The sequence below is a fragment of the Coprococcus sp. AM14-16 genome, from assembly GCF_003434675.1.
In the GTDB taxonomy this organism is placed as follows: Bacteria; Bacillota; Clostridia; order Lachnospirales; family Lachnospiraceae; genus Coprococcus; species Coprococcus aceti.
The window spans coordinates 237,800-254,221 of the sequence record NZ_QTLL01000003.1; the positions used below are offsets into that span (position 1 = coordinate 237,800).

General features: G+C 47.0%; 13 protein-coding genes. 1 reads left to right on the forward strand and 12 read right to left on the reverse strand.

What is annotated here, in order from left to right; genetic code table 11:
• Nucleotides 1-11: 11 nt before the first annotated feature.
• From pth to DW159_RS11470, 5 genes are all read right to left on the reverse strand, one after another.
• Complete coding sequence (gene pth, locus DW159_RS11450; protein WP_117550887.1) at nt 12-569, reverse strand: aminoacyl-tRNA hydrolase; 558 nt, start codon at nt 567-569, stop codon at nt 12-14.
• Between the two features lie 43 nt (nt 570-612).
• Nucleotides 613-1,347, reverse strand: a complete 735-nt coding sequence (locus DW159_RS11455) for a sugar phosphate nucleotidyltransferase (protein ID WP_022217273.1) — start codon at nt 1,345-1,347, stop codon at nt 613-615.
• A 151-nt stretch (nt 1,348-1,498) separates the two neighbouring features.
• On the reverse strand, nt 1,499-1,759 hold the full coding sequence (spoVG, locus tag DW159_RS11460) for a septation regulator SpoVG (RefSeq protein ID WP_015533695.1): 261 nt from the start codon (nt 1,757-1,759) through the stop codon (nt 1,499-1,501).
• Between the two features lie 79 nt (nt 1,760-1,838).
• Nucleotides 1,839-2,963 carry a glucose-1-phosphate adenylyltransferase subunit GlgD gene (gene glgD, locus DW159_RS11465; protein WP_022217271.1) on the reverse strand — a complete coding sequence of 375 codons (1,125 nt, stop codon included), beginning with the start codon at nt 2,961-2,963 and terminating at the stop codon, nt 1,839-1,841.
• Between the two features lie 2 nt (nt 2,964-2,965).
• Nucleotides 2,966-4,234, reverse strand: a complete 1,269-nt coding sequence (locus DW159_RS11470; RefSeq protein WP_022217270.1) for a glucose-1-phosphate adenylyltransferase — start codon at nt 4,232-4,234, stop codon at nt 2,966-2,968.
• Between the two features lie 318 nt (nt 4,235-4,552).
• Here DW159_RS11470 and DW159_RS11475 point away from each other — a divergent pair, with 318 nt between their 5' ends.
• A complete protein-coding gene (locus DW159_RS11475; RefSeq protein ID WP_055146703.1) occupies nt 4,553-6,109 on the forward strand; it encodes an asparaginase in 1,557 nt (518 codons plus the stop codon).
• A 110-nt stretch (nt 6,110-6,219) separates the two neighbouring features.
• Here the strand turns inward: DW159_RS11475 and DW159_RS11480 are convergent, their stop codons facing one another.
• The 7 genes from DW159_RS11480 to DW159_RS11510 all read right to left on the reverse strand — a co-directional run bounded on the left by DW159_RS11480 (nt 6,220) and on the right by DW159_RS11510 (nt 16,415).
• Nucleotides 6,220-6,621: a Fur family transcriptional regulator gene (locus tag DW159_RS11480; protein WP_015533691.1), complete on the reverse strand. Its 402-nt coding sequence runs from the start codon at nt 6,619-6,621 to the stop codon at nt 6,220-6,222.
• 158 nt (nt 6,622-6,779) lie between these two features.
• Nucleotides 6,780-9,269, reverse strand: a complete 2,490-nt coding sequence (locus DW159_RS11485; protein WP_117550889.1) for an alpha-galactosidase — start codon at nt 9,267-9,269, stop codon at nt 6,780-6,782.
• Nucleotides 9,270-9,372: 103 nt separating this feature from the next.
• A complete protein-coding gene (locus tag DW159_RS11490; protein ID WP_117550891.1) occupies nt 9,373-10,824 on the reverse strand; it encodes a glycoside-pentoside-hexuronide (GPH):cation symporter in 1,452 nt (483 codons plus the stop codon).
• A 19-nt stretch (nt 10,825-10,843) separates the two neighbouring features.
• Nucleotides 10,844-11,857 carry an alpha/beta fold hydrolase gene (locus tag DW159_RS11495; RefSeq protein WP_117550893.1) on the reverse strand — a complete coding sequence of 338 codons (1,014 nt, stop codon included), beginning with the start codon at nt 11,855-11,857 and terminating at the stop codon, nt 10,844-10,846.
• Nucleotides 11,858-11,874: 17 nt separating this feature from the next.
• Nucleotides 11,875-13,359: a DUF6937 domain-containing protein gene (locus DW159_RS11500; protein ID WP_117550895.1), complete on the reverse strand. Its 1,485-nt coding sequence runs from the start codon at nt 13,357-13,359 to the stop codon at nt 11,875-11,877.
• Nucleotides 13,360-13,461: 102 nt separating this feature from the next.
• A complete protein-coding gene (locus DW159_RS11505) occupies nt 13,462-14,043 on the reverse strand; it encodes a TetR/AcrR family transcriptional regulator (protein ID WP_242992701.1) in 582 nt (193 codons plus the stop codon).
• 245 nt (nt 14,044-14,288) lie between these two features.
• Nucleotides 14,289-16,415 (reverse strand): HelD family protein, encoded by a 2,127-nt coding sequence (locus DW159_RS11510; RefSeq protein WP_117550897.1) that lies wholly within the window; start codon nt 16,413-16,415, stop codon nt 14,289-14,291.
• Nucleotides 16,416-16,422: the final 7 nt, after the last annotated feature.

Here is a 16,422-nt window from a genome sequence, read left to right on the forward strand (position 1 = left end):
CTCCATCACTCTCAATTAAACTTATTCATAGCTGCAACTGTGCCATCCGCCAGTATGGTCTCCACCGCATCGCAGGCATTACCGCAGCTCTCTCTTATATTCGCCAGATCTTCCTTTCCAAATCTCGACAACACATAATCAGCCAGATCCATGTGATCCGGCTTTTTGCCAACACCCACTCTGATCCTGACAAATTCCTGGCTGCCAACGTGCTGTATGATATTCTTCATACCGTTATGACCGCCGGCGCTTCCCTTCTGTCTGATCCTGAGCTTGCCGACGTCAAGATCTATGTCATCGTACACGACTATCAGATCTTCAACCGTGCATTTGTAGAAGTCCATCATCGCCCTTACGCTCTCTCCGCTGAGATTCATAAATGTCTGAGGCATGGCGAGTATGACCTTCTCTCCGTCTATTATACCCTTTCCTATAAGTGCCTTATGCTTTGCAGTGTCTATCCTTATATTATGTCTATCTGCCAGCTCATCCAGAACCGCAAATCCTACATTGTGTCTTGTTCCGGCATATTTCGCACCGGGATTGCCAAGTCCAACTATGATCTTCATTTGGTCTCTCCATTTTCCTCCACCCAGGTGGATCGTTCTATTGTTATCTGTTCTCCATGATCTTCTCAGCATCTGCAAGCTGCTCCAGGGTGTTGACTCCTCTTATCTGGTCAGCATCGTCCATCGGAACAGCGGAAGCCGGAAGCCCCATTTTCTTTATTATCTCTATCGCATCCGGAAGATAATACTCTCCCTGGGCGTTGTCATTTGATATCTGTGACAGTGCGTCCTGAAGTGCTGCGCAGTCAAATATATACATGCCCGAGTTAACTTCCTTCACAGCCTGCTCCGCTTCGTCAGCATCCTTCTGCTCCACGATCTTTGCCAGGCTGTCACCGTCCCTTATGATCCTTCCATATCCAAATGGATCATCAAGCATCGCCGATATTACGGTTACACCATTCCCGCTCTCCTTGTGGAAATCAAGTGCTTTTCTGAGTGTATCCCCTGTCACAAGCGGTGTATCTCCACAGAGTATGATCACATCCCCATCACGTCCAATAAAATCTGCAGCGCACTTTACCGCATGGCCTGTTCCGAGCTGCTCCTCCTGAAGCGCATAGTCAACCTTCACATCGTTGACACTGGCAGCTATGGCTGACTTCACCTCGTCTGCCTTGTATCCAACGATCACACACACCTCGTCTGCACCCGCCTGGCGCGCCGCTTCTATAGAATAATATACCATCGGTTTTCCCATCACCTGATGAACTACCTTTGGCTTATCTGACTTCATTCTTGTTCCCTTGCCTGCCGCAAGTATAACTGATTTTACCATTATTATATCCTCCATATTCTATCTGGATCTGAACAGATACATTCTACTTTATACTATATTTTTTTACAAGACCATATAAAAAGAGCCAATGCTATCAGCTTGGTGACTTACGCCTCTAGCACTGGCTCTGAATGTCTATTTGAGACTGGTATTACTCTTCCAAAGATTCCTGATACTTTGAAAGAATCATACTCTGCAGACGCTCTCTTGTAGCTGTATTGATCGGATGAGCGATATCTCTATATTCTCCATCCGCTGCCTTTCTACTCGGCATCGCGATGAACATGCCCTTCTCACCCTCGATGATCTTGATGTCATGCACAACAAACTCGTCATCGATCGTAATAGAAACAACCGCCTTCATCTTGCCTTCCTTCTCAACACTTCTGATCCTGATATCAGTTATCTGCATCTGAATTACCCCCTTAACCCTGACACACATTGCGATCCCACACGCAATTGTCATTTGTACTACTTATACCGTATGCATCCTACAACGCATATCTGAAATCCTTCTCCACTATTACCTTGATGTCCTCAGGTGTTCCCTGATGTACTGTGTTCGCGCGGAGTGTATCCCTGCTCTCCACGATACAATTCTCGATGATGGAATTATCACCGATGTTGACATCGTTAAGTATGATCGAGTTCCTGATCACACAGTTATTTCCAATGTATACCTTCTTGAATATAACTGAGTTCTCAACGGTTCCGTTGATGATACAACCGCTTGCTATCAAGCTGTTATTTACCACCGCATCTGCATTGTACTTTGCTGGTGGGAGATCATCCACTCTTGAGTAGATATCCGGATGCTGTTTGAAGAAGAAGTCTCTTACGTCCTTCTTGAGGAAATCCATATTAGCTCTGTAATATGACTCCTTTGTTCCTATGTTTCTCCAGTAGCTGTCCATCTTGTATCCGTAAATTCTCTTGACACCCTTATATCTCACGAGAATATCTCTTACGAAATCATTTCTTCCCTCGTTGGCACATGTCTCAAGAAGTTCGATGAGCTGTCTTCTTCTTATGACATATACACCTATGGAAACCGTGTTGGTTCCTGCCACAAGAGGCTTCTCCTCGAAGTCTATGATCCTGCCATCCTCGTTCATCTTGATAACACCAAATCTGTTGATGTCATCCTCGCCCGGTGCCATATCCTTGCATACAACCGTGATATCTGCACCATTGCTTATATGCTCCTCAAGAACCTTGTTGTAGTCAAGCTTGTAGATACCGTCTCCTGAAGCGATAACTACATATGGCTCATGGCTCTCCTTGAGGAACTTGATATTCTGATAAAGTGCATCTGCTGTTCCCTTGTACCAGTAGCTGTTAGCTGCTGTGATGGTAGGTGTGAAGATGAACAGACCTCCCTGCTTTCTTCCGAAATCCCACCACTTGCTTGAGTTCAGATGCTCATTCAGTGATCTTGTGTTGTACTGTGTGAATACCGCTACCTTCTGAATATGAGAATTAGTCATATTGGAAAGTGCGAAATCAATTGCTCTGTAGCTTCCTGTGATAGGCATGGCTGCAACGGCTCTCTTTGCTGAAAGATCTCCCAGCTTATTGCTGTTACCACCTGCCAGAATAATTCCTAATGCTCTCATGTCTACTCACCTGCCTTTATAATACTACCGCCACTCGGAAGTGTTCCGTCCGGATAATCCGAAGGATCTGTGTCACCGAATATTGCAGTGTTCTTACCTATTGTTACGCCCTCAGGTATAACTGAGTTCTCACCTATAGTAACAAGGCCAAATGCGTAGATATTAGGCTTCATCTCATTGACAGCTTCCTCACCAACTCCAAGCTTGGCATTTGCACCAACCTTGACATTCTCGGCAATGATTCCCTTTTCAACATAGGCACCAGCTTCGATCGTAACCCCATTCATTATAATCGAATCCTTAACGACCGCACCCTCTCCTATGGTTACACAAGAGCCTATAACTGAATTCTCAACGGTTCCGTATATCTCGGTCCCCTCTCCGATGATACACTTGGATACCTTTGCCGCTTCATCTATGTACTGAGGTGGTATGGCGTCTGTCTTCGTATATATCTTCCAGAATTCCTCATACAGATTGAACTCAGGAACTATGTCGACAAGCTCCATGTTGGCCTCCCAGTATGAACCGAGAGTTCCTACATCCTTCCAGTATCCCTTGAAATCGTATGCACATATCTTGTTGCCGTTCTCATGGCAGTATGGAATAATATGCTTACCGAAATCGCATCCCGGCTGATCCTTCATGGTAACAAGTGCCTCGCGGAGGATCTTCCAGTTGAATATGTATATACCCATGGAAGCCTTGTTGCTTCTTGGGTTCTCCGGCTTCTCCTCAAACTCTGAGATGATGCCGTCATCATTCGTTATAACTACTCCGAATCTGCTTGCCTCCTCCCATGGAACCTGGTATGTGGCAAGTGTCACATCCGCATTCATGGACTTGTGATAGTCAAGCATGTGTTCATAATCCATCTTGTAGATATGATCACCGGAAAGTATGAGAACATAGTCTGGATTGTAATAATCTATGAACTCTATGTTCTGGTAGATAGCGTTGGCAGTACCTGTGTACCACTCGCTGTTGTTGCTCTTCTCGTATGGTGGAAGCACTGTGACACCACCAATGTTTCTATCGAGATCCCAAGGAATGCCGATTCCGATATGCTGGTTAAGTCTGAGTGGTCTGTACTGTGTAAGTACACCTACTGTGTCAATCCCCGAGTTGATACAGTTGCTCAGTGGGAAATCGATTATCTTGTATTTGCCGCCAAATGCTACCGCTGGCTTGGCAAGCTTGGATGTAAGAACCCCAAGACGGCTGCCCTGTCCACCAGCAAGGAGCATGGCGATCATTTCTTTTTTAATCATGTAAGTCACCTCTCCATGCAAAATTATAAAGACATTATACCATCCTTTTTATAATAATCAAAGTTTTTTATGCATTTTCACAAAAAAAATGCGCATTTTTCGATTTTTTTAAACATTTTTTACTCAGGGTATATATGACAAATGATGTATTTTGTCAGTATCAGGCGGTATTTTTTAGTTATTACTTACTTACACTCAATTACATTCTCATATTTTTCTTATATATTATGTAATTTTCATTTTGCAAACGGATATCTTTTTCATATAATGACTATATCGGAAGAAAATCATACAAAATACAAATGAGGTGTTGAATATATGTCAGAGATATTAGTAAAAGAATACCGTGGAAATATTGTTGAGAATGCACACCGCGGCTCCATCGCAGTTGTGTCATCCACAGGAGATACAATCGCCTACCTTGGCGACATAGAGAAACAGACTTTCATGCGTTCCGCAAGCAAGCCTATACAGGTGCTGCCTACACTGCTGGCAGGACTTCACAGAAGGTTCAACCTCACCGACGAGGATGTTGCCATGTTCAACTCTTCCCACTGGGGAAGCAACCATCATATATTTGTGCTGGAGGAGATCTCGCGCAAGACAGGATTGAATCCCGATGACATGATCATGAAGCCATGCGCTTCCACATCAGCTTCAGCGCTGGCGGCAAAGCTCACCGACAGGTCAAAGCTCCACCCAAGGCAGGGACAGAGCAAACTTCAGCACTGCTGCTCGGGAAAACATTTCAGCCTTATGTTGCTCCAGAGAGAGCTCACCGGTAAGCCGGACGGCTATCAGCTCAAGGATTCCCCTGTACAGCAGCAGATAATCAATTTCATATCCATGCTCAGCCAGACCCCTACATTCAAGATCGGGCTCGGCATAGACGGCTGTGGAGTTCCGGTATTTGCACTGCCACTTAGAAGCATCGCCATGTCCTACGCAAAGCTCATGGATCCATTCAGCCTGTCAAACGAACTCCGGGAGACTATAGACTACAACTTCTCATGCATCCACAAATATCCTGAGAAGATCAACGATTACGGAACACCTTCATATTATATCAACCAGAATCCTGACCTCATAATGAAGGACGGCTCCAGGGGTGTTATATGTATGGCGATAAAGAGCATGAAGCTCGGTATCGCAGTAAAGCTTGAGGACGGATGGACGGATGAATATCAGGGAATGATAATCGCAAACATACTCGAACAGCTCAAGTACGAAAACACTGAACTCATCGAGAAGCTGAAAAACTGCTACACGACCAAGCTGTTCAACGACTGCGGCATTGAAGTGGGTCACTCAGAGGTCGACTTCAAGCTCGATATAGATCCTACATTTTTTGAGAAGCCTGAGGAGTATGTCGACTCCGATTCTGAATTTGGCGACACTGAATCAGATGAAAAATATGACCCTGATCTTGACAGCGCATTTGCTGATGAATACGATCCTGATCTCGACAGTGCATTTGCAGACGACGATACGGATACTTCCATCCACGCAGAACCGATAATTACAGATGCGCTGGATGACGATACGGATGATGAGCAGGAGGAAAATGACAGCAGCTTTGAGATAGACCTTTTCGGAGACGGCAATCTGGTGGATGCCGCCCCTGAGCGCACACCAGAGGAGGAAAGAGAGTTTCGCAACAAGAAGTCCATCCTCGGAATGACAGTTGTAAAGCCTTCGGCCAACAAGACATTTATCAGCAATCCACGCGTGGATCCTATAAGTGTAAACTCACATACAGTTGAGGCGCAGCCGGACACACCTGAATCTGACCAGAAAGACAATTCCGCGATTCCTGAATTTATAAAGAAGGAAATAAAATCTGCAAATATCATTTCACAGAAAAAGAGAGACTGACAGAGCAGATAAGATACAGGCTCTTGGCATTGCCTGCACATACAAAAAGGCCGGTACACATACACCGCATACAATATGCGTTTATGTGTACCGGTCTTTTGCATTCCCCATCACAGACTTTTCAGGCTGTCCTTACAGGATGGACATATCCCGATAAATTCCAGGTTGTGTGACAGTATGACGAAATCGCTGTCCGCCTCCACGCCCATCTGTGTGATGGAATCCTGATATGGAAGCTCACTGTCAAATATCCTGTCACATACCTTGCAGCGTATGTGATAGTGATTCTCGGTATTGCCATCAAAATGCTCCATCTTGTCCCCTGAATACACATTCATGACAATTCCCTCATCAACCGCATCAGAGAGCACCCTATACACAGTTGATTTGCCTATCTTATATCCTCTCTTTTCCAGTTCATCTATCAGACTCTGGACTGTAGGATGAGTCTTGAGCTCCTTTATAACAGAGTATATGACCTGTTTCTGCCATGTGTTACGCTTCTCACTCATTGTATAGTCCTCCTTCTGGTATTTATAATTTTCTATTAGGAACAGTTCTCTATAAGAGTAAAATAACACATTTCACATATTATTTCCACTATTTTTATAATGTAAGTTTTTCCTGTGATTCGATTCCATATATGAGCATTTGCATGTGATCATATATATCACTGTCTGGTGAAGGTATATAACCTCAGTCCATGCTCTGTCCAGAGAGCGGTCTGGTCGTTGTAGCCAGTTCCCGCAAAGTTCGGAGCAAGGTTCACTCCAACGCGGTTAAACACTGCACCGGACGCCTTTACATATTCCTTCTCGCCCTGAAGCTTTACCACCTTGTCTATCGCACTCTGGGTCAGGGAATCAGGTTTCACATGCACCGGCGTAACAGTGTTGATGAGATCTCCCATGAGCTTTACGCTGTACTGCAGGCTTCTTCCCTCCATGACATAAACTGCATTCTCGTCAAGTCCCTTAGTCCGCATATGCTTGTAAGTATAATTCGGTATCACCTGTCCCTCATAATAACAGGACACCGCCTCGGAGCCATCCTGGGAAACCACCATGAACTGGTATACATTTCTCCTGAGATCTGACACTGAACCATTCTCAATCCTGTGATATTCTCCGAACTGAAGTGTGTGCCTGTGTTTCTTGTAGAACTCCACCTGATCCTTTATGGCATCAAGATCTTTCTTCTTCATGTCACACAGGTTGCACTCATAGCCCAGCACGCCAAATGCCGCCACTCCGAATCTCGTCTCAAGAGGAGTAACTCTGAGTGTCTGGTGATTCGGACAGCCCGACACATGACTGCTGACAACCGACATAGGGTAACCATAGCTGTATCCCGTCTGTATCTCAAGCCTCTCCCTGGCATCCGTGTCATCACTTGCCCATATCTGCGGCATATAGCACAGTATGCCGAGATCAAATCTGTTGCCACCGGCAGCACATCCCTCAAACAGAATCTCAGGGAAACGCTTAGTAATCCTTCCCATGATATCGTAGAGTCCCAGCACATACCTGTGTCCAAATTCGCCCTGCCTGTCAGACGGCAACGTCTGGCTGTACCTGTCAGACATGATCCTGTTCATATCCCACTTCACGTACGAGATATTCGCAGATGAGAACACATTTGCCATGGCTTCCACTATATGATCTCTCACGTCCTTGTTGGTGAGATCCAGCAGCATCTGATGACGCCCCTCGGCGTGGCTCTGTCCCGGCACTCTGACTGCCCACTCCGGATGAGTCCTGTAGAGATCACTGTCCTCGTTCACCATCTCCGGCTCGACCCATATGCCAAAGTCAAGTCCAAGTGCATTTATCTTGTCCGCAAGCTGCTTTACTCCACCCGGAAGCTTGCTCCGGTTCTCCTGCCAGTCTCCAAGTGAGGATGTGTCATTGTCCCTGTGTCCGAACCAGCCGTCATCCATGACGAACAGCTCTATGCCGCACTTCTTTGCCTCTTTTGCAAGCTTCAGCAGCTTCTTCTCATTTATATCAAAGTATGCGGCCTCCCAGCTATTCAGCAGAACAGGCCTCTCCCGGTCCGCCCAGTGGCCTCTGACTATATGTCTTCTGACAAATGCATGCATATGACTGCTGACACCACCAAATCCTGAATCTGAATATGTCATGACCGCCTCCGGCGACTGGAATGACTGTCCCGGCTCAAGCGCAAATGAAAATCCTTCCGGATTGATGCCGCTGAGTATACGCATACGTCCATATGAATTCTGTTCACAGCTCTCCATATGGTCTCCTGAATATATGAGATTGAAGCCGTAACACTCACCGTGTTCCTCTGAACTGCCGTGCTCAACCACCATGAAGAACGGATTGGCCCTGCTGCCCGAGGTTCCGGTCGACGATGAGACAGACACTCTTCCCTGCCTTACAGGGTGCACCGATCTGTGCATTTCCCTCGCCCAGGCTCCTCCGAAATGTATCATGTCATATTCCTGATACATTCTCATATCAAACTGCATGGACATAAGTCTGTCCACCCGCTCCACGTCATCACTTTCATTTGTCAGGCGGGCACTTCTGGTTATCACGTCGCAGTCATCCCATGTGACATATATTAGCTCAAGCTTCTGTCTGTAGAATTTGTCCCGGAGGGTTATTGTGAGCTGTGTTACCTCGCCCGCTGTATTCTGTCGCTCATATGCTTGTATGCTCTGCAATTCACCAGCCACACCGCTTCCCACTTCTGTGCCTTGCTGCTCATTTACTGTGTTGAATCTGCCATCTGTCCCCCTATGATATTCCACCGCACACGGAAGTCCTTCAAGCTCATCCCTGCCGTTTTTTATCTCGTATGATTCGTACACAAAGTTGCAGGTCGTACTGCCATTTGCATGGGTCATACAGACAAATGGTTCGCTGACATCCCCCTTGCCGGTTGACGACAGTTCCTGTAGCAGACTTTCTAAGGTAAGTCCACCATCCAGCGCTATGGCATTGCCGGTCTCGAACAGGCTGCGGTCATGTGCCACATCCCAAAGTCCCGCAATATTCTGATCTCCGCAGTCCAGACTCCTGCCACCGTAGTACAGGTGCTCAAGGTGTCCATCCGGGCGCACGCACATGGTATACTGCGTCGACTTTGTCTCCAGTATGAATACCTGATGTTCTTCTATATATCTGATCATAGCGGTTCCTCCTATCTAATATGTATCGCCCCTCTCGCATAAGCGAGCGGGGCAGGTCGTCGGAACCGATTCCAAGTATGAACTTCGTTCATAGCGGTTCCTCCTATCTAAGTTTCGTCATGATCTCCTGCATCCTCTCCTCGGTCAGCTTGTATTTCCTGATGAAGAATACAAGTCCTATGATGAGAAGGACTATCGGAACGACCGTCATCATCATGGAAAGTCCCATGAGAGTTCCTGTGCTCTGCTCTATGACTTCCGATGTTCCATCTGCCGGCTGGATAAGTCCGACCCATTTGATCGCAAGTCCGGCAAAGAACACTGCAACTCCCGATGCAAGCTTTACTACAAATGTCTGCATGGAGCATATGACGCTCTCATCTCTCTGCCCATTCTTGTACTCTCCGTAGTCTATGCTGTCGGCAAGACACACAGTTATCAGAACATTTAGAAGTCCGCTTCCCGCAAATACCAGAAGTCCCGGGATGAACAGAACGTACCAACAAGGCACTCCGCCCACCGTCATACGGGTAACACCGGCAAGGCTGCAGGCAAGCAGCATCACATATCCGACGATTTCATATACTACCGAATGTACAAACAGCTTTCTCTTGGACATCTTCTTTCTAAAGAGCGGAAACAGCATCATAGCAAGTATCTGCGCACCGCCGCCAAATGCGGAGAACAGCGCATATCCGCTCTCACTTCCTATGTCATATGTGAAAAAATATATGAGCAGGTTGCTTGTTATATAGAGTGCAGAGTTTACGAGCACGATGGTGATGACCACCGCCAGAGCCTGGTCATTTGTCACCAGTGAATGGAACATCTCACCTATGCCATGGGACTCCACTACTGTGTCACCCCTCTCCTTTACATTTGCCACGCAAATGGCCTCCGAGATGACGAACACCACTGCAACCAGAAGAGCCCACCACTTGAAGCCGATGCGGTAATCCGTGATCTTCAGCTTGTCCGCCGCCAGGGCTGCGCCGCTGATGGCTGGAACTACTATCATAGTAAGTACAGTAGGGATGGCAGAACCCACGCCCGCGCAGGATCTTGCAAGTGCAGACAGATTCTCCCTCTCCTTGCCCGGCTCAGTGATGGCCGGGATCATGGACCAGTACGGAATATCCATCAACGTGTATGTGATTCCCCACAGGAAATATGTCACTGTCAAAAACACCTTCATCCCACCAGCTCCCATGCTTTCCGGCACGGCGAACATCGCATAGAGGACAACCGCGTTCAGCACGGTTCCCGAGAATATCCACGGTCTGAACCTTCCCCATCTGCTTCTGGTCTTTGCCACCACGATACCCATGACAGGATCGTTAAATGCATCAAACACTCTCGCCGCCATCAGCACTGTTCCTATGAACACTGAGCTGACGCCAAGCACAGAATTGTAGTAGTACAGTATATAGCTGGCTACCAGCATATACACCATGTCTTTTCCCACGGCCCCTACTCCGTAGGCTATCTTTGTCTTTTTCTGAAGGCCGCCCGCAGGTGCGCCATTCTGTGTATTATCCTGTGAATTTTCTCCCATATATAACCTCCTTAAAGGCCTAACCTTTTATATCAGCAAGCCTTGTCTCAAGCCACTTGTCAATATCGTCAAATACCTTATCCCTGCACAGCTCATTCAGTATCTCGTGTCTGCAGTCCTCATACAGATAGCATGCCACATTGTGCGAAACTCTCCTGTGGTATAACTCGTAGAGCTTCAGAACATCCCTGCCGTAATGTCCAACAGGATCCCTGTCACCGGACACAAACAGAACCGGCACATTCTTCGGTATTTTCGCTATGTTCCTGTCCTCCTGTATATAGTGGAGTGTATTGAACAGCGTCTCGTAGCCCTTCAAGGTAAATGAGAACTGGCACAGCGGATCATCCACATATGCATCCACGCGCTTCGGGTCACGGCTCACCCAGTCTTTATTCGTCCTCTTTCTCACCTCACCGTCCACGATAGTGGTCTTCGGGATACCCCTGTTGTATGTTCCAAATGCCAACACTTCCATGAGGGTACTTCTGTATCTCTCGCCGTGCTGACTCTTCTCAAGCTCCAACACAAGTCTTCCGATCTGCAGCATATACTCAGGCATGCATCCAGTTCCCATGCAGATAAAGCCGTCCACACTTGAGCCCTCCGTGTAAGGTGACGGATATTTTGGATCCCAGCCGTAGTCACTCATGTATCGTCTCGCCATAAATGAACCCATAGAGTGTCCCATCAGGAAGAACGGTACTCCTTTGTATGCCTTCTTCAGACTTCTAGTGACTCTATGAAGATCCGCGACTATTGCCTTGCTCGCATCATAGGCATTCATATATCCAAGCTCATCCATATTTGCCGCCGTGAGTCCGTGTCCCAGATGATCATTTCCTGCAACTACGAAGCCTTTCGCAGCAAGATATCTCGCAAATTCGTCGTACCTGTCTATCAGCTCTATCATTCCATGTGATATCTGAAGTATCGCCCGCACCTCGCCCTGTGGCTCCCACACGATGACATGCAGCCTGTCCTTGCCATTTGATGATGGTATAAATGTCTCTTTCTTCTTTACCTTATACATAATGTAACCCTCCATTCTCAGTTCTTCATATCCATCGCCAGTTTTACGACCTCATACGCTCCGTCGTATATTCCATCCAGTTTGTTCCGCTTTATGTTCTCACACATATCTGTGAGTATGCTGTCATCCTGCATGAACAGCTTCATCATCTGTAGAGTGTGCGGTATATCACGGCACTCCAGTGTTCCATCTCCGATCTCCGCCGAGTGTATCGCCCCCCACTGCTCATGCCCGCCAACTCTCTTGATGAACAGCTTTGGAACTGGATAAAAGGCCAGCTCAGACGGCTTCGTTATGAGTACATCACAGCTTCTCATGAGAAGGTTGGTGCAGTACACAGCCTCATATATATTCTCATGGCAAAATGCGTGTATTCCGTACACCTCTTCCTTAAGAGCCTTATCCGCAAATGCTGTGGTGTCGCTCCAGTCATCGAAATGTGTAGTGACAAGGCTCTCCATGGCGGGTATCTCTCTCACCAGCTCTTCCCACACGTTCATGTAGTCGCCCACATTTACATACAGGACCATGTTGCCCTTCTTCACGCTGGCAAGCGCCGTCCTGATGATAGCTGCAAATATATCCTTCTGTGCTCCGGCACCTCCTATGGTGAGAAGGAAACGCATCGGTGCCTTTTTCTTTCTTCTCTCTATTCTCCTGTCGCAGTCCTCCTCTATGGCTGCCACCAGCTCATGGTCTATATAGTGTCCAACGTATCTGATTGAATCACCGGGCATAGGCTTAAGCACCTCGTCGCCCTGCATGCCGTTCAGGGTCCTGTATCCGAGGTATGCCGATCTGGTCTGAACCGTGTGAAGGCTTCCCTCCGCAAGGTGGAGCGCCATAGGCCAGTTGTCAGGGATTGCATTCACCACATGTTTCATTCCTGCGTGGACTGCCGCCTGAGCCGGCCACACATGTGTAGCCACAAGTGGGATATCCTTTGGAACATTCCTAAACACCGGTGTCATAAGCTCCGCATTCATCTGATCCGAGGCATTGTATGACAGCTTCCTGAAACCCTCATAGTTCATCGGCTCCCACACTGCTTTGTTGAAAACCTTGCTCTTTCCCGATATCCTGGATCCCAGGGAATAGAGCTTATTCTGCGCCTCAATAACCTTTCCTCCAGTGGTCTCACTGTAGGAATTGAGATCCATCCAGTACGGCTTGTATCCCAGATGATTCGCTGCAGACGCTATCGCCATGGATATTCTGTAATGTCCGAACCCCATCCTGATATTGCCAACTATGATTCCTTTGTCCCTGTCAAATTCCTCCCGGCCGCCATCCGGTATATCATCACTGACTCCGCCGTCGATCACAATATTGGAGACACCGAGAGTATCTCCAATATACGGATTCTTCACAACTGCAAGAGGATAATCCACGTCACTGTCATCACCGAATCTTTTTACAAATCTCTCTTTGGAGTTCTCCGCCTTTTTGACGACCTGACTGCTCATCCTGTTGCCAAATATAACCTCAGATCTCTTGCCCATAGCACATCCTCCTGTCTTTAATATATACTGCCCACCTCGCCCCGGTGAATGAAACCGGCCGCGGGCATCAATTCCATATAATCATTTCATTCATAGCGGTTCCTACTCCTTACAGGATATGCCATCCATAAGTACATCAAGTGTATACTGCACCGCCTCGTCAAATGTAAGTCCCGCGTCTATCAGGACTGTAGTCTCCATGTATTTCTCAAGCGTGGCCTCGAACATCGTCTTGATGACCGGAATCGGAATATTCCTTATAACACCCTCGGCAATTCCGCGCTTCAGAAGCTCTATGGTATTATCCCACTGCTGCTCCATCATTACTCTCACCCGGGCAAATATCCGTGGATATGAATTCTCCAACTGGTATATCTGCCGCCAATCCAGCTCGCTGTAGCTGTCCGGCATGGCTATGAGAATCGCCTTTATCTTCTCCACCGTGGTCAGGCGGTCGTCATCCATGACCGCCTGTTCACTTCTCTTGATCTGCTCGTATATATATGTCGCCGTGTCAAAGAACAATGATTCCTTGTCCCTGACGACCTGATATATGGTTTTCTTGCTCACTCCAAGTCGCCTTGCCATATCGTCCATGGTGAATTTGAACCCTTTCTCCCGGAACTCCTCTATGGTCGCCTCATATATCCTCAATTTAAGCTGCTGCTGTGCTTCTCCGTCCATAACTCCCTCCTGTCCATCCGTGTCTGTCAGCTTCCTGTACATACTTCCCGCTCAGGAAACTCGGAAACTATTTTTAGTTTTCCCGTTTCCTTAATGATAACATTTCTTTGTAGATATTGCAATAATAAAAAATACGGCATCTCCCAAAGCGGAAATGCCGTATAGTACATCATATATGTTCAGTTGGAATCGCGATTTTCCCGAAAAATATTTCTAGATATAATATTTCTGTCTTTGTATCACTCCTATGGCTGCTCCACATCAAGCACATACAACTCATGGAGTGCTCTCGTACAGGCTATATAGTGCGCATGTCTTGTGACCATGCTTCCGTCGTAGGTTCCGTCCGTCATGACGTACACTGCATCGAACTCCATTCCCTTTGCAAGGAACTTTGGAAGTACGACCACACCGCCCGCATAGACAACCGACTGATTGGTGATGAGCGTCACCTCGGTGTACTCGGAAAGCTGTTTGTACACTTCGTAGGCGTCTGCCTCGTCATTTGTCAGGATAGCTATGTTGTCGTAGGCGTCCATGTCTCCGTAGCTCAGCTTGTCATTTATGAACTCCACAGCTTCATCCAGTGACTCACACTGTATCTCCTCAGGCACCCTGCCGTGTCTCTCCACAGTGTTGCCGCCTACGCCCTCTCCGCCAAGTATACCGTTGCAGAACTCGGTGATCTCCGCCGTGGATCTGTACGACGCGAACAGCTCCTTGAGCTCATAGCCGCCTCGTCCGTTCCTTCTTGCAAATATCTTCGTCAGGACATCAACAACCGTCTCCTCCGGATCATAGAAGAGCACCTGATATCTGTCGCCGAGTATAGTCTTCTTGCAGTCAAATACCCTGTCTATCACCGCATACTGGAATATGTTATAATCCTGCATCTCATCTATGACGAGGTGCTTGATATTGTTGTAGGAATGACATCCGTAGAAATACACCTGCAGGTAAAGTATAGGAAGGATATCCTCATAGCATATCTTTCCATATTCATTTCTGTACTCCGATATACCCGGATATTTCTTCTCCATCTCCGCCAGGAATCCAACATACAGCTCAACCAGATTCCTCTCTGCAAATAAATTTACCATCTGCTTCTGTATCTGCCTTGCCAGATTACGCTTCTTCTCGTCCGGGAACTCCTTTGGTGAATTATCCTCCACCCTGTCTACTATGAAGTATGCTATGTTCTCGAATCTCTCATACACAGGTTTTCTCGCAAATCTTCCATTGAACATGGCAGCTATATCCTCGCCTGTATACTCCACCTTCTGATAGTGGAAATTTCTGAACTTTATACCTGACACATACCTGTCCAGATACTCATTGAAACTGTCGTAGAAAGAGATGGACGACTTGACTTTGATATTTCTCATCCTCTGGTTGTCCTGATCGCCGCTGTCTATAATGAACTCCGACTGATCCAGCTTGCTCTCATATTCCTCCTCTATGAAAAGAAGCTCCTCAAGCAGACTGTCAAATTCCTTCTCAGGCACACTGTTCTCCTCGAGCTCCGGGAGAACCTCTGATATATAATCGCCAAATATACTGTTTGGAGACAGTATCATGACATTGTCACTCTCAAGTGTCTTGTAGTTGTACAACAGCCACGCCAGTCTGTGCATGGCTATGACCGTCTTACCGCTTCCGGCGCGGCCGTCCACTATAAGGTTATACGCCGTGCGGTTTCTTATGATCGCATCCTGCTCCTTCTGTATGGTAGCCACCACATTTTTCATCTTAACACCACTGTTGCCGCCAAGGGCCTCCAGCAATATGGCGTCGTTGATGTTGGAGTCAGTATCCACCGCGTCTTTAAGTCTGCCATTTGACACCAGAAACTGTTTCTTCTCCACTATGTCTCCAGAAAACTCATCATCTTCCATGTCATCCACATGGACATTGTAGGATGCCGGTCCCTTTTCATAAGCATAATACATAGAGGATACAGGTGCTCTCCAGTCGTACACAAGCTGCTGCCCATTCATATCTGACTGATAACCGCTCATACCCACATATACCGGGAGATACTCTTCGTCATCTTTATATTTGAATACAAATTTGCCAAAGTACGGCACCTTCTTCTGGTGCTCATACACCTCCAGGCGCTTCGCAGCTCTTCTGAGGAATGCCTCATCATTGTTCACCGACTGCATGTTCTGCAGGAACTCCTCGTCGTCCATGTCTCCATGGCTGTCACGCATGTACTTCTTCTGTTCCTTTATATTGTCCTTTCCAAGCTCCATGGAGCCCTCAGTTATACTGATGCTGTAGTCGAGCTCCATCTCCACATTGTCAAAATAATCCTCTTCATCCTCCATCGTGGAGACTTTATATTCTTCCAAATCCTTATTTTCTGCCATCTTATCT

Coding starts and splice junctions, on each gene's coding strand:
- DW159_RS11490 (WP_117550891.1), bottom strand. CDS start 10,824: ATGGGAGAAAATTCACAGGATAATACACAGAATGGCGCACCTGCGGGC.
- glgD (WP_022217271.1), bottom strand. CDS start 2,963: ATGAGAGCATTAGGAATTATTCTGGCAGGTGGTAACAGCAATAAGCTG.
- DW159_RS11485 (WP_117550889.1), bottom strand. CDS start 9,269: ATGATCAGATATATAGAAGAACATCAGGTATTCATACTGGAGACAAAG.
- DW159_RS11500 (WP_117550895.1), bottom strand. CDS start 13,359: ATGGGCAAGAGATCTGAGGTTATATTTGGCAACAGGATGAGCAGTCAG.
- DW159_RS11455 (WP_022217273.1), bottom strand. CDS start 1,347: ATGGTAAAATCAGTTATACTTGCGGCAGGCAAGGGAACAAGAATGAAG.
- DW159_RS11510 (WP_117550897.1), bottom strand. CDS start 16,415: ATGGCAGAAAATAAGGATTTGGAAGAATATAAAGTCTCCACGATGGAG.
- DW159_RS11470 (WP_022217270.1), bottom strand. CDS start 4,234: ATGATTAAAAAAGAAATGATCGCCATGCTCCTTGCTGGTGGACAGGGC.
- DW159_RS11505 (WP_242992701.1), bottom strand. CDS start 14,043: ATGGACGGAGAAGCACAGCAGCAGCTTAAATTGAGGATATATGAGGCG.
- DW159_RS11480 (WP_015533691.1), bottom strand. CDS start 6,621: ATGAGTGAGAAGCGTAACACATGGCAGAAACAGGTCATATACTCTGTT.
- spoVG (WP_015533695.1), bottom strand. CDS start 1,759: ATGCAGATAACTGATATCAGGATCAGAAGTGTTGAGAAGGAAGGCAAG.
- DW159_RS11475 (WP_055146703.1), top strand. CDS start 4,553: ATGTCAGAGATATTAGTAAAAGAATACCGTGGAAATATTGTTGAGAAT.
- DW159_RS11495 (WP_117550893.1), bottom strand. CDS start 11,857: ATGTATAAGGTAAAGAAGAAAGAGACATTTATACCATCATCAAATGGC.
- pth (WP_117550887.1), bottom strand. CDS start 569: ATGAAGATCATAGTTGGACTTGGCAATCCCGGTGCGAAATATGCCGGA.